Origin of the sequence: Kribbella sp. NPDC049174 (assembly GCF_043197365.1) — a bacterium.
Lineage (GTDB): Bacteria > Actinomycetota > Actinomycetes > Propionibacteriales > Kribbellaceae > Kribbella.
Window position 1 is genome coordinate 602,453 of sequence record NZ_JBICSZ010000002.1, and the last position, 13,820, is coordinate 616,272.

At 67.8% G+C, this 13,820-nt stretch carries 11 protein-coding genes and 1 pseudogene; 6 read left to right on the forward strand and 6 right to left on the reverse strand.

The window, feature by feature from the left end:
- Nucleotides 1-27: 27 nt before the first annotated feature.
- Both ACGFIF_RS13400 and ACGFIF_RS13405 read right to left on the reverse strand, forming a co-directional pair.
- On the reverse strand, nt 28-1,809 hold the full coding sequence (locus ACGFIF_RS13400) for an acetyl/propionyl/methylcrotonyl-CoA carboxylase subunit alpha (RefSeq protein WP_393154522.1): 1,782 nt from the start codon (nt 1,807-1,809) through the stop codon (nt 28-30).
- A gap of 64 nt (nt 1,810-1,873) precedes the next feature.
- Nucleotides 1,874-2,347: a MarR family winged helix-turn-helix transcriptional regulator gene (locus ACGFIF_RS13405; RefSeq protein WP_393154523.1), complete on the reverse strand. Its 474-nt coding sequence runs from the start codon at nt 2,345-2,347 to the stop codon at nt 1,874-1,876.
- Nucleotides 2,348-2,465: 118 nt separating this feature from the next.
- On the opposite strand from ACGFIF_RS13405, the pseudogene ACGFIF_RS13410 reads away from it, so the two are divergent.
- Nucleotides 2,466-2,606: pseudogene (locus ACGFIF_RS13410) on the forward strand (DUF6069 family protein); the annotation flags it as partial.
- A gap of 115 nt (nt 2,607-2,721) precedes the next feature.
- Nucleotides 2,722-2,913 carry a DUF6069 family protein gene (locus ACGFIF_RS13415; protein WP_393154524.1) on the forward strand — a complete coding sequence of 64 codons (192 nt, stop codon included), beginning with the start codon at nt 2,722-2,724 and terminating at the stop codon, nt 2,911-2,913.
- Here the strand turns inward: ACGFIF_RS13415 and ACGFIF_RS13420 are convergent.
- Nucleotides 2,856-3,311 (reverse strand): Lrp/AsnC family transcriptional regulator, encoded by a 456-nt coding sequence (locus ACGFIF_RS13420; protein WP_393154525.1) that lies wholly within the window; start codon nt 3,309-3,311, stop codon nt 2,856-2,858. The genes ACGFIF_RS13415 and ACGFIF_RS13420 overlap by 58 nt on opposite strands.
- A gap of 67 nt (nt 3,312-3,378) precedes the next feature.
- Here ACGFIF_RS13420 and ACGFIF_RS13425 point away from each other — a divergent pair, with 67 nt between their 5' ends.
- The 3 genes from ACGFIF_RS13425 to ACGFIF_RS13435 all read left to right on the forward strand — a co-directional run bounded on the left by ACGFIF_RS13425 (nt 3,379) and on the right by ACGFIF_RS13435 (nt 6,383).
- Nucleotides 3,379-4,293, forward strand: a complete 915-nt coding sequence (locus ACGFIF_RS13425) for an SMP-30/gluconolactonase/LRE family protein (RefSeq protein WP_393154526.1) — start codon at nt 3,379-3,381, stop codon at nt 4,291-4,293.
- A gap of 50 nt (nt 4,294-4,343) precedes the next feature.
- A complete protein-coding gene (locus ACGFIF_RS13430; RefSeq protein ID WP_393154527.1) occupies nt 4,344-5,273 on the forward strand; it encodes an SMP-30/gluconolactonase/LRE family protein in 930 nt (309 codons plus the stop codon).
- 117 nt (nt 5,274-5,390) lie between these two features.
- Nucleotides 5,391-6,383, forward strand: a complete 993-nt coding sequence (locus ACGFIF_RS13435; RefSeq protein ID WP_393154528.1) for a hypothetical protein — start codon at nt 5,391-5,393, stop codon at nt 6,381-6,383.
- A gap of 87 nt (nt 6,384-6,470) precedes the next feature.
- Here the strand turns inward: ACGFIF_RS13435 and ACGFIF_RS13440 are convergent, their stop codons facing one another.
- A complete protein-coding gene (locus tag ACGFIF_RS13440; protein WP_393154529.1) occupies nt 6,471-7,910 on the reverse strand; it encodes an Nramp family divalent metal transporter in 1,440 nt (479 codons plus the stop codon).
- Nucleotides 7,911-8,009: 99 nt separating this feature from the next.
- On the opposite strand from ACGFIF_RS13440, the gene ACGFIF_RS13445 reads away from it, so the two are divergent.
- The gene (locus tag ACGFIF_RS13445) at nt 8,010-11,066 is read left to right on the forward strand and encodes a LuxR C-terminal-related transcriptional regulator (RefSeq protein ID WP_393154530.1); all 3,057 of its coding nucleotides are present in this window, start codon (nt 8,010-8,012) and stop codon (nt 11,064-11,066) included.
- On the opposite strand, the gene ACGFIF_RS13450 is transcribed toward ACGFIF_RS13445, so the two are convergent.
- A complete protein-coding gene (locus tag ACGFIF_RS13450; RefSeq protein WP_393154531.1) occupies nt 11,038-11,472 on the reverse strand; it encodes a YdeI/OmpD-associated family protein in 435 nt (144 codons plus the stop codon). The genes ACGFIF_RS13445 and ACGFIF_RS13450 overlap by 29 nt on opposite strands.
- 10 nt (nt 11,473-11,482) lie before the next feature.
- On the reverse strand, nt 11,483-13,672 hold the full coding sequence (locus ACGFIF_RS13455; RefSeq protein WP_393154532.1) for an MMPL family transporter: 2,190 nt from the start codon (nt 13,670-13,672) through the stop codon (nt 11,483-11,485).
- Nucleotides 13,673-13,820 lie beyond the last annotated feature (148 nt).

Below are 13,820 nucleotides of genomic sequence, written 5' to 3' on the forward strand. Positions count from 1 at the left end.
GGAGCGGTGTCCTTTCGGCAGTCTTTCTTAATCTTTGATTTCGCAGAGGATGGCGCCGGCGGTGACGGTGGTGCCTACTTCGGCGGTGAGGGCGGTGATGGTGCCGGACTTGTGGGCGTTGAGGGGTTGTTCCATCTTCATCGCCTCGAGGACGACGATCAGGTCGCCCTCGGCGACGGTGGCGCCTTCTTCGACGGCGATCTTGACGATGGTGCCCTGCATCGGGGACGTCAGCGAGTCGCCGGATGCGGCAGAGCCCTTGCCGGATGCGCCCGCTCGGCGGGTCGGCTTCTTCTTGCCGGTTGCCGCACCGCCGGCCGCGACCGCGGATGCGCCGAGTCCGGCGGGCAGGACGACCTCGAGTCGCTTGCCGCCGACCTCGACCGTCACCTTCTCGCGTTCGGCCTCCTCCACGGGCTCCGCGGTGGGTCCGTCGTACGGCGGGACCTGGTTGTCGTACTCGGTCTCGATCCAGCGGGTGTGCACCTTGAAGCCGTCGTCGCCGACGAAGGCCGGGTCCGACACCACGGCCGCGTGGAACGGGATGACCGTCGGCATCCCCTCGACGACGAACTCGCGCAGCGCTCGACGGGACCGCTCGAGTGCCTGGGTCCGGTCGCGACCGCTGACGATCAGCTTCGCCACCAGCGAGTCGAACGCACCCGGCACCGTCTCGCCCTGGTCGTAGCCGCCGTCGAGTCGCACGCCCGGACCGGACGGTGCATGCCAGCGGGTCAGCGTGCCCGGTGCGGGCAGGAATCCACGGCCGGCGTCCTCGGCGTTGATCCGGAACTCGATCGAGTGCCCCGACACGACGGGGTCGTCGTACCCGAGCTCCTCGCCGTTGGCGATCCGGAACATCTCCCGAACCAGATCCAGACCGGTGACCTCTTCCGAGACCGGGTGCTCGACCTGCAGCCGGGTGTTCACCTCGAGGAACGAGATCAGCCCGTCCTGCCCGACCAGGAACTCGCATGTGCCGGCGCCGACGTACCCGGCCTCACGCAGGATCGCCTTCGACGCCGAGTACAGAGTCTCCAGCTGCTCATCGGACAGGAACGGCGCGGGAGCCTCCTCGACCAGCTTCTGGTAGCGGCGCTGCAGCGAGCAGTCCCGGGTGGAGACGACCACGACGTTGCCGTGGGCATCGGCCAGGCACTGGGTCTCGACGTGCCGCGGCTTGTCCAGGTATCGCTCGACGAAGCATTCACCACGGCCGAAGGCGCTGGTTGCCTCGCGCACAGCGGAGTCGAACAACTCCGGCACCTCGTCCAGCGTGCGGGCCACCTTCATGCCGCGCCCGCCACCGCCGTACGCCGCCTTGATCGCGATCGGCAGGCCGTACTGCTCGGCGAACGCGACCACCTCGGACGCGTCCGCGACCGGGTCCGGCGTGCCGGGGACCTGTGGCGCGCCGACCTTGTCGGCGATGTGCCGCGCCTTGACCTTGTCACCGAGCGAGTCGATCGCCGACGGCGGCGGCCCGATCCAGATCAGCCCGGCGTCGATCACGGCCTGCGCGAACGACGCGTTCTCGGCCAGGAACCCGTACCCCGGGTGGACGGCGTCCGCACCCGAGCGGGCCGCGACGTCGAGGATCTTGGCGATGTTCAGGTAGGAGTCGGCCGGTGTCGCGCCGTCCAGCGAGTACGCCTCGTCGGCGAGCCGGACGAACAGGGCGTCGCGGTCCTGCTCGGCGTACACGGCGACACTGCCCAGCCCCGCGTCGGCGGCGGCGCGGACGACCCGGACGGCGATCTCGCCCCGGTTGGCCACCAGCACCTTGGTGATCTGCTTGCTGTCGGACACAGCTGACTCCCTTCGGCCAGCCCGAGTCTAGGGTCAAGAGACCGTCAGCGAGACAGGGCGTTCCTCACATCGTGGCGCGGACCCGGGCGCACTGCTCGGCCTCGTACGCCTTGGCCGCGGTCCTGGCCTTGTCGAGCAGTTTCTCCAGCGTGTCGCGCTCGGACGGGGAGAGCGCCTGCAGGGGCGGGGAGTCGGTGCCGCGGATGTCGTTCATCCGCTCGAGCATGGCCCGGCCCTCCGTCGTCACCACCAGCGTCTTGACCCTGCGGTCGTGCGGGTCGACCTGCCGCTCGACCAGGCCGGCCTTCTCCAGCCGGTCGACGAACGGCGTCACGTTGGACGGGTCGCAGCCGAGCATCGAGGCGAGCGCGCGGGTCGGCACCGGATGGTCGGGATCCAGTTGCAGCAGCGACCGGGCCAGGGTGTCGGTCAGGCCGAGGTCGGCGGCGAAGCGCTGGTTGTAGTGCCGCGCCATCCACAGCGAGACGTCCATCACCTGCTGGGCGAGCCCGGCCAGTTGATCCCGTTCCGAAGCCATGCCTCGAGTTTAGCCATGGATCTCGATAGTTGACTTCCTCCAGCATCTGGGCGCAGGATTAATGGAGATTCTCCATTATTGATGATCTCCAGAAAATAGTCAGAAAGTGAGACCGCCGATGTCCGCAACAGCAGTCGCGCCCGTCCGCACCCGTCGTACCTCCAGAGCAGCCGCCGTCGGACTGGCCGCGGTCGGCGCGTTCCTCGTCTGGCTGGTCGCTGATCCACTGCTCGGCGTCGACTTCGACGTGACCAGATCCGGCACGACGACAGTCGTCGGCCCGGGCATGGTGATCCTCATGGCGCTCGGCGCCGGCCTGGTCGGGTGGGCCTTCCCTGGCGTTGCTCGAGCGATTCACCGCGCAGGCTCGCCGGGTGTGGGTGATCACGGCATCCGTCGTCCTGCTGCTCTCATTGGCGATGCCGTTCAACTCAGGCGAGATCGCCACCGACGCCAAGGTGTCCCTACTGCTGATGCACGTGGTCGTTGGCGCCGTGCTGATCCCGCTTTACGCCCGGACGGCGAGCGGCCGCTCGAAGAACGACTCGAGTACGACGATCGTCTGAGTGCTGGTCACGCCGTCCACTTGATGCAACGCGCGCAGCGTTGCCTGGAGGTCCTCGGTCGTTGTCGTCCTCACCTTGACCAGCACCGACGCGGGTCCGGCGATGATGTGGGCCTCCTGGACCGCGGAGATGTCCTCCAGTGCGCGCAGGGTCGGCTCGTCGCCCATCCAGGTGTCCGTGTCGAGCAGGACATACGCGAGTACGCCGTTCCCCAGCGCGGCTGGGTCGACCTCAACCGTGGTCCGCCGGATCACTCCGGACGCCTTCAGTTTCTTGACTCGCTCGTGCGCCGCCCCCGCGGACAACCCGACGGCCTGGCCGAGGGCGGCGTACGACTGGGTGGCGTCCTCCTGCAGCCGGGCCAGCAGTTGCCGATCCACATCATCTATGGTCATCATCACCCTTTGCCAAACCTCATCCTGTGAAGTACAACAATAGCAGGATTAGGTTCGACCAGGGAGCACTATGACCATCACACTGTCACCCCCGCCGCCACGGATCCGGGCCGAGCTCGTCGTCCTCGACGACCGGTTCCGGAAGATCGCGGGGGACGAGTACGTCGAGTGCCTGTACGACGGCGGTCGCTGGCTGGAAGGGCCGGCGTACTCACCCGCGTGGTGCTGTCTGATCTTCAGCGACATCCCGAACGACCGGCTGCTCCGCTGGGACGAGGTCTCCGGTCAGGTGTCCGTCTTCCGGCAGCCGTCCGGCTACATCAACGGCAACACGATCGACCGCGAGGGCCGCCTGATCAGCTGCTCGCAGGGTGATCGCCAGGTCGTCCGGACCGAGTACGACGGTTCGCGCACAGTGCTCGCGTCCCACCTGGACGGCCGCCGGCTCAACAGCCCGAACGATGTCGTCGTGAAGAGCGACGGCTCAGTCTGGTTCACCGACCCGCCGTACGGGATCACCTCGAACTACGAAGGGCACGCAGCCGAGCAGGAGATGGACGGCTGTCACGTCTACCGGGTCGGGCCCGACGGCGTACTGACCGTCGTCGCGGACGACTTCACCCGCCCGAACGGTCTCGCCTTCTCACTCGATGAGTCTCAGTTGTACGTCGTGGACACGCCGGGCAAGCACATCCGCCGCTTCGACTTGGACGGCGACAAGCTGCTCGCCGGTGAGGTGTTCGCACCCTGCGAGGCCGGTATGTTCGACGGCATCAGGCTGGACAGAGCCGGGCGGGTCTGGGCGGCGACGCACGAAGGCGTCCACTGCTTCGACCCGGACGGCACGCTGATCGGCAAGCTACTGCTCCCCGACATCGTCTCCAACCTCTGCTTCGGCGGCCCCAAGGGCAACCGTCTGTTCATCACCGCGACCACGTCGGTGTGGTCTTGGCTGCTGACCACGACCGGCGCGACACGGTGGTGAAGGAATAGGCTTTCCGGCGGACGGGGCATTCGACTTCGTGAGGAGTGGTGATGACGGGCATTCTCGAGCCGCTGGCCGGTACGGCGCCGGCCGTCTGGGAGAAACAGGACGACCGGTTCGAAGGCATCCGCGGGGACAAGCTACTCGAGCGGCTGTGGACCGGTGGGCGGTGGGTCGAGGGGCCGGTGTATTCGCCGGCCGGCCGTTATCTGCTCTGGAGCGACATCCCGAACGACCGCATCCTGCGCTGGGACGAGACGTCGTACGAGGTCTCGATCTTCCGGCACCCGGCCGGGAACACGAACGGGCACACCCTCGACACCGAGGGGCGCCTGGTCAGCTGTGAACACGGGAACCGCCGCGTCACCCGGACCGAGCACCACGGTGCCGTCACCGTCCTCGCCTCCGAGTACGACGGGAAGCGGCTGAACAGCCCGAACGACGTCGTGGTCAAGCGCGACGGCTCGGTCTGGTTCACCGACCCGGCGTACGGGATCGACTCCGACTACGAGGGCTACAAGGGTGAGATCGAGACGGGTGGTTGCCATGTCTACCGGGTTTCGCCGGACGGGGTGCTGACCCGGGTCGCCGACGACTTCAACCGGCCGAACGGGCTGGCCTTCTCCCTGGACGAATCGTTGCTCTACATCGCCGATTCCGAGGAAGGCACGCTCCGGGTCTTCACCGTGGACGGCGACAAGCTGTCCGGCGGCGACCTGTTCGCCGAATGCGGTAACGGGATCTTCGACGGCATCCGGCTCGACACCGAGGGCCGGATCTGGGCGTCGGCCGCCGACGGCGTACACGTCTACCACCCGGACGGCACTCTGCTCGGCAAGCTCCTCGTCCCCGAGACCGTCTCGAACCTCACCTGGGGCGGTCCCAAGCGCAACCGCCTCTTCCTCACCGCGACCACGTCGGTCTACTCCCTCTTCACCACCGTCAACGGCGCCCCCGGTCCCTACGGCCCGCGCCGCTGATCGTCTCCCTCGGACGGGGGAGACCGTTGGTCCTGGAGATGGATCACACCGGGGTGGTGTGGATGACACGTTCTTCGGGTGGCCCGCGCGAGGCGGGCCCGACCCGAAGGAGTTTGCGTGCGAAGCCCGAAGTTCATCTGCCGATCGGTGGTCGCCGGAGTGCTGGCCTTGCTGGTCACGGCCGGCGCCGCCGCCCCGTCGTCGGCCGACCCCGATTCCGCGAGCACGAGCCCGGTGATGCGGGTGTCCGGGGCCGGTGGCGGTTACCTGGGGCCCGATTGGCCGGGGATGGAAGGCGACCCGGTGCGGTTCGAGATCGACGGCCGTGCGACGGACCCGCTGCACCCGTCCGGCTCGTTCCACGTCGTCCACCGCAAGCCTGACGGCCGGCTGCTCGCCGAGTTCAGCGGCCACCTCACCAGCCTGGTGTCGGTCGACGAGGTTGCCGTGGTGACCGGCGTGATCGACGCCGCCGAACACCCGGACGTGCCGTTGCAGTTCGTCGGCAAACCGGTCGCGTTCACGGTGTACGACGGCGGCGCTCAGGACCGGATCGGCTGGGCGTGGGGCTTCTTCGGCGCTCCGGTGAGCAAGCTCCAGGGCACCGCGCCGACGTTCGCCCTGACCGACGGCGGCTTCCGGGTCGAGGGTGGACCGCGTCCTCGCGTTGCGCAGGGCAACGGTCCGAAGGTTGCGGTGCAGGCGGAGGGTGACGGTACGACGGTCGCCGCGGTGCTCGGTGGTCCGAGCCGATCGTCGCGTGGATCGATGCGATTCGAGCTCGCCGCGCACGTACCGGCCGGCGGCGACCCGACACAGGTCCAAGGCCGCTTCCAGTTCCGCGATCATGGCGCGTCCGCGGCCGACTTCGAGGGTCGGCTCAGCTGTCTCGTCGCCGGCGGACCGGTCGCGATCACCACGGGCGTGGTGACGAAATCCAACGATCCGGCCCAGATCGGCAAGCAGGTCTCGTTCTCGCTCAAGGACGGCAAGGTCGACCGGCTCGGCTGGCTCTGGAGCTGGTCCGCCGCGCAACCTCCGATCGCCGACTGCATGTCGACCGTGCCTTTCTACGCCCCGCGGTGGGGCGGCCTCGTCGTCCAGTCGTAGGAAATCCCTTGGCCCTCGGGACCGGAATCGCGGGCCTGAGCGAGGAACCCGGGTACGACGCCGCGTGGCGTCGTACCCGGGGTTCGGTCAGAAGTTCTTCTGAATCTGGTCGATGATGGTGAAGACGGCGAGGAAGCCGAACGCCAGGAACGAGAACAGCATCACCGCGGCGCGGAGTGGGCTGATGCGGATCGCCTTGGGCAGGGCGCGGGAGTTCATCCACCAGAGCAGGATCGAGTAGAAGAACATCATCGTGCCGGCCGTACAGGCGGAGATCACCAGCAGTACCAGCGGCTGGTCCAGGCCGGCCAGCAGTACGATGATGCCGAAGGCAACCAGTCCCCAGACCAGCCCGAAGTACAGCTTGGACTCGCTCACCGTCGAGGTGCGCAGGTAGCGGGCCTTGATCATGTCCGCGGTCAACCGGGACGTGTAGTCGACGATGCCGGTCGCGGCCGCGAACAGAGAGAACGCGCCGATCGCCCAGAACAGATAGCCGAACCAGTCGCCGACCAAGGCCTGCAGGGTGGTGCCCTCGACCTTCAGGAAGCTGATGTTGTTCTTGACCTCCGGGTTCCCGAACAATGTCGCGTGCGCGAGCATCGAGGTGAACACGATGGTCAGGATGGTGATCGCCACGAAGGTCGAGGCCTGCTCGATGTTGGCGAACTTCCACCAGCGCTTCCAGCGGGCCATGTTCGCTTCGTCGGTGTCGAAGACGTAGCCGTTGGCGGTCGGGTCCGCCTCTTTCTCGCCGGTGATCGGGGAGGTCAGTCGCGGCACGTGCACACCCATGCCGAAGCCCTTGTCCCGGATCCAGTTGCTCTGCACCAGGTTCTGCCCACCGCCGGCACCGGCGTACGCGATCGCACCCATGATGAGGGCGAACCCGAGCTGGTCGGCCGGGAACTGCGGGTTGGTGACCGCGTCGCCGAGCGCGTTGTAGGTCTTGCTCCGGATGGCGAAGACCAGCGCAAGGATGACGAGCAGCGTGACGGCGAGGATCTTGACGAAGATCAGCCGCTCGAGCATCAGGTACACGACCGGCGCGAAGGTCAGGATCAGGCCGATCACGAGCAGGATGCCGATCGCGATCCAGCGCGGGTCGCCGGCCCCGAACAGGTAGGTCAGCATCGAGGCAGAACTGGTCGCCCAGCCGGGCCACATGTTCGCGAAGTACGTCATGATCGCGAAGAACAGACCCCAGTGTTTCCAGTACCGGTTGAAGCCGGTCAACGCTGTCTCACCAGTGGCCAGCGTGTACCGCTCGATCTCCATGTTCAGGAACCACTGGATGATCACGCCGACCACGGCGCCCCAGAGGAACACCAGGCCGACCTGGCTGGCGATGTACGGCCAGAGGATGAACTCGCCCGACGCCAGGCCGACACCGGCGCCGACCATCCCGGGACCGATGATCTTCCAGGCCTTGGTAGGTGGCTCGGGGAGGTTGCGAACCTGCGGTGCCGGCAGGTTCTTGGTGGGCAGTGCGAACCTGCCGTGTTCACGGGTAGTGATGTCTGCCATGGGCTCCTCACTTCCTAGGCCCCCGCACTATGTCCGGACCATAGCGAATACTGTCGACACGGGCGACCCGACACAGCCGGGCTGGCAGACTGCGGTTTCATGAGTGGGGTGACCGTGCTGGTGGCGTCGTACGCCGGCGCCGCGAGCGCACCTGCGCACGTCCGGCTGGCGGGCCTGGTGGGCACGTTGCCAGGGGAGACGCTGGTACGGCGTGACGCGGCGGGGCCGGTCGTGGTGTTCGACGATGCGGCCGAGGCAATCACGGCGGCCAAGGCGTTGCGGGCTGCGTCGCTCGACGTACCGGCGGGGGAGCTGGTGCGAATCGCCGTACATACGGGCATTGCGACGGGTCCTGCGGTGAGGCATGCCGAGCAATTGCTGGAGATCGCGAACCCCGGGCAAACGTTGCTGACGGCATCGGTGCCGGTACCACCGGACGAGGTGGCCGATCTCGGGGTGCACCGGCTACGCGACCTCGGGTCGCCCGAACGCATCTTCGAGCTCACTTCAACCTCGGAGAGCCCTGCCGCCACCCTCACCCCCGCCCCGGGCGAAGCGAGGGCCGCGCCCTTGCGTTCTTTGGACCTGGTGCCGAACAACCTCCCGGTGATGTTCACCAGCTTCGTCGGCAGGCAGACACAACTCGCCGCGCTCAGAACACAATTGTCCGGAAATCGGTTGGTGACGCTGACCGGCCCGGGCGGGAGCGGGAAGACACGCCTGGCCGCACAGGTCGCGGCCCAGTCGGCGGAGCGCTGGCCCGACGGTGTCTGGTGGGTCGATCTCGCGACTGTCACCGAGAGTGTGCAGATTCCCGAGGCGGTGGCGGCGGCGGTCGGCGTACTGGTCGAGACGGGTGACAGCACCCGGCTGCTGATCGGCCAACTGAGGGCCAGGCGGACATTGCTCTGCCTGGACAATTGCGAGCAGGTGATCGACGCCGTCGCGGAGTTCGTACTCGCGCTGCAGACGTCGTGTCCGGAGGTCTCGGTGCTGGCAACGAGCCGCGAGCCGTTGGACATTCAGGGCGAGGCGGTCTGGCGGGTGCCCGCGCTGGCTCCGGACGAGGCGATGACGCTCTTCACCGAGCGGGCCGGAGTGGAGTTTCCGGACTCGGACAAGGCGATCAGGTCGATCTGCGTCCGCCTCGACGGGTTGCCGCTGGCTCTCGAACTGGCCGCTGCCTGGGTGCGCACGCTGACGCCGGAGCAGATCGAGGCCGGTCTGGACGACCGCTTCGGCCTGCTCACCCGGAACGCGAGGGGAGTATCAGCGCGACAACAGACCCTGGCCGCGTCGATCGACTGGAGCCACGACCTGCTCGATCCGGACGAACGACAGGTCTTCCGCCGGCTCGCTGTCTTCGCCGGCGGCTTCACCCTCGATGCGGCGCAGTCGGTCTGCGGCACGTCCGCCGTACTGGAGCTTCTTGCGCGGCTTGTCGACAAATCGCTCGTGGTCGCGGAGGGCGGGCGGTATCGGCTGCTCGAGACGATTCGCGAGTACGCCGGGCTGCGGCTACGCGACTCAGGTGAGCAGGTGAGGGATCTGCATCTCGACTACTTCCTGGCCGCGGCGGAAGCGGCGGAGCCCTTGCTGGACGGGGACCGGGACGCTTGGCGCGCGGTGATCGAGCCGGATCGGGAGAACTATCGAGCAGCGCTGGACTACGGGCTGTCCACGGATCCCGACCGCGGTCGGCGGTTGGCGGCCGCGCTCCCCTGGATGTGGAATCTGCGCGCGACCGGTCCGGAGGGGATCGGCTATCTGCGGCGGGCGATCGACTCCGCGCCGGACGAGCGGTCGTTGCTGCAGGCCCGTTTGCTGTACGGGTACGCGACGATCGCCGACACCGTCGATCCGTTCGGTTACGACGCGGCCGGCCGGGGACTGGAGCTCGCGACCGAGCTCGGCGACGAGCGGCTGCGCTCGCTCTTCCTCGCACTGGTTGCTGTCGGCAAATTCTTCACCGGTTTCCAGAGGGCCTGGGAGCTGACCGAGGAAGGCCGGCGGCTGGCCGAAGGCACCGGTGACGAGGTCGCCCGCGACGCCAACCTCGCGTTGCAATGCGTGCTGCTGGCCTTGTGGGACCGGCATGACGAGCTGACTCCGCTGTTCGAGACCGTGATCCCTGGCCTGCTGGCGCGCGGTGAGCGGGGCGTTGCCACGACCGTGCTCCTGGTGCGCTCCGAAAGCCTCGCGGCGACCGGAGATCTGTGGCAGGCCATCGACGTTGCCAGGCACGCCCTCGCGACCGCCGAACCGCTGGCCGACTTCCACCGGGTCGGGACGGCCCGCGGGCAGTTGGCGACGCTGCTGGCCCGATCCGGTCGCCTCGACGAGGCCTATGAGTTGATGCGCCCGCTGCTCGATCTCGTGGATGCCGCGGTCGTACCGAATCTCGGCCAGGTGATGGGCCTGCTCTCGTATCGAAGTGGGGACCACGACGCTGCCGCCGAGTGGATACGACGCGACGTGGACCCGGACGGTCCGCTCGCCGAGACCTACATTCCCGCAATGCTGCTGCCGCTGTACGCCGCCGCATTGCACAACCCTGCTGACGTTCTCGAACGCGCGGTGACGCTCGCCCGTCGCTACAACCTGCCCAGAATTCTCGCCGACGCGCTCGACCAGCAGGGCCGGTCGCTGATCGACGAGCAGCCGGACCAGGCGGCGGAGCTCCTGCACGAGGCGCTCACCATCAGGGTCGACCACGGACTACGGGCCTTCATCGTCGACAGCCTGGAATCCCTTGCCCTGCTGGCGAATCACACCAATCGCCCCGCCGACGCGGCCCGCCTGGCCACCGCGGCAACAGTCGCACGCGCGGAGATGGGGTACGCCGCCACGCCCGACCAGCCGACGTTGCCGGGCACCGATGAGCCACCGCTGACGCTGGACGAGGCCGTCGCGTACGTACGCCGTACCCGAGGGGCACGAGGACGGCCGTCGTCGGGGTGGGCCAGCTTGACACCGACCGAGCGTGAGGTCGTCGCGCTGGCCGTGGAAGGGCTGAGCAATCCGGAGATCGGTGCCCGGCTGTACATGAGCCGCGGCACCGTGAAGACGCATCTCGCCCACGTCTACGCCAAGCTCGGTGTCGCCAACCGCACCGAGCTGGCGTCCCTCAAGAAAGCATCTCCAGGGCCTTCGTGATCCGGCGGGCCCGGGTCTCCGGCTTCTTGGCGTCGTTGATCGCGTTCACGTGCTCACGCCGGTGGCTGTAGCTCAGCGCATCGAAGGTCTTCCGCAGCCCGGCCTCCTCGAGCGCCGCGGCGAGATCCGCCGGCACCTCCACCGTCCGCGCGGCCGTGTCCCGCTCAACCGTCACGGTCACCGGATCGCCGTCACCCTTGCCCAGCTCGGTCCGAATACTCTTCAGCAACCCCAGCGCCATACACCCGCCCATGGACGCGATCGAACCGCGATACGCGATCCCGTCGAACGAAGCCTGCACCGGGATCCGCCCACCACCACCGAGCGCCGCGATCACCTCACCCGGCACCTCCACCCAAGCCCCACCACCGTCGTTCACCACGACAGTCCCCTCGAACGTCTCCATACGCGGCACCTTAGGACGACAGCTTGCTCGGCCACCAGACCTTCTTGCCGATGTCGTAGGCGAGGGCGGGGACGAGGAGGGAGCGGACCACGGTGGTGTCGAGGAGGACGCCGAAGGCGACCATGAAGGCGATCTGGACCAGGAACAGGATCGGCAGTACGGCGAGCGCCGAGAAGGTGGCCGCGAGTACCACGCCGGCCGAGGTGATGACGCCGCCGGTGACCGCCAGGCCGATCAGGATGCCCGGTCTGGTGCCCTGCTCCTGCGACTCCTCCCGAACCCGGGTCATCAGGAAGATCGAGTAATCGATGCCTAGGGCAACGAGGAAGACGAACGCGTAGAGCGGGATGCTCGGGTCGGCGCCGGGGAAGTCGAACACGTGGTTGAACATCAGCGCGCTCACCCCGACGGTCGCGGCGAACGAGACGACGTTCGCGACCACCAGCAGCACGGCCGCCACGACCGAGCGCAGCAACAGCATCAGGACGACGAAGATCACCGCCAGGATGGCCGGGATGATCACCCGCAGGTCCCGCTCGCTGGCGTTCAGCACATCCAGGTTGATCGCGGTGGTGCCGCCGACCAGGATGTCCGGGCTGACCTTGTCCAGGTCCGTCCGCAGGTGCTCGACCACCTTGGTCGCCTCTGGCGAGTCGGCCGCCACCTCCAGCGTGGCCTGGACCAGGACCTTGCCGTCGACAACCTTCGGCGGTACGCCGGGTGCCACCGAGGCGGACGCCGTGCCGACACCGTCGACCTGCGCGGCGGTCTGGACCACCTGGTCGGCCTGGGCGACCGGGGTGAGGATCTGGACCGGCGTACCGGCGCCGGCGTCGAAGTGCTTGGCGAGCTCCTCCTGTCCGGTGACGGACTCGACCTTGTCGAGGAACAGGTCCTCCTGCGAGATGCCGTCGGCCTTGAAGGTCGGAAGGAACGCGGCACAGCCCAGCAGCGCGAGCGCGGTGATCGCCCAGACCTTGCGCGGACTGCGACCGACCAGCCCGGACACGCGTCCCCACAGGCGCCGGCCACCCACCTGGTCGCGCGCGTGCACGTGGTCGACCCGCGGGATGGACGGCCAGAAGATCCGCCGGCCGAAGGCGAGCAGGATCGCCGGCAGGAAGCTCATCGAGGCGACCAGCGCGCCGGCGATACCGATCGCGCCGACCGGACCGAGTCCCTTCGTGCTGCCGAGCTGGGAGAGCAGCAGGCAGAGCAGACCGAGGATGACGGTCGCCGCGCTGGCCGCGATCGGCTCGATCGAGGCCCGCCACGCGATCCGCATCGCGTCGTACTTGCTGGTGTAGTCGTGCAACTCCTCTTTGTAACGGGAGACGAGCAGCAGCGAGTAGTCGGTCGCGGCCCCGACGACCAGGATGAACAGAATGCCCTGACTCTGCCCGTTCAGCTCGAGTACGCCGTTCTTCGCCAGCGGATAGACCACCAGCGCGGCCAGGGCGAGACCGAAGACAGCGGTCAGCAGCACCGCGATCGGCAGGATCGGGCTGCGGTAGACGATCAGCAGGATGACGAACACCACCGTGAGCGCGACGCCGAGCAGGATTCCGTCGATCCCGCCGAACGCGACGACGAAGTCCGCGAACACCCCGCCCGGACCGGTCACGTACACCTTGAGACCAGTGGGTGTGAGGTCTTGCTTGATCTCGGTCCGCATCGCGTCGGCGACGGCGAACAGTACTGTCTCGCCTTCGGTGACCACCTCGTCGGCGCGGTCGCCGTCCAGTTCGACGGTGAGTAACAGCGCCTGCTTGTCCTCCGACGGGATCACCGTCTTGGCGGGCGCGGCCAGGTAGTCACCGATCGTCTTGCCGTTGCCGAGCTCGAGCGTCGGCACCTTGGCGAGGAACTCGTTGGCCTTGGCCAGGTCGGCCGGCGTGATGCCTTCGTCGCGCTGGATCAGGACGAAGTACGGCAGCGCGGTGGAGTCGACGAACTTGGCGGACTCGTTACTGACCAGCGTGGATTCGGCTTGTTTCGGAAGGAAATTGGCGTTGTCGTTCTCCTGAACCTCGCTCAATCTCCCGACTGTCGGGCCGCCCAGCGACCCCAGCACCAGCCAGGCGATCAGTACGGCGGCGATCCCTGCCCGCCAGGCCCAGCGCCCACCGGACCGCCCGCCCCGGCCGGTCTCCCCAGTCTCCAGACCTGCCTGTTCGGTGGTCTGCTCAGTCTGTTTCAACGTTGTCCCCTCGCCCTCGGTACCCGCACAGTACCCAGCGGCCGGGCTTCTTCTCTCACTGCCCGGCGGCGGGTGTGCGGGAGCCGTTTCGGCGGCGTAACAACAAGATGACTACTCGGAAACACCCCGGTCATAGCGTCCTGGCCTA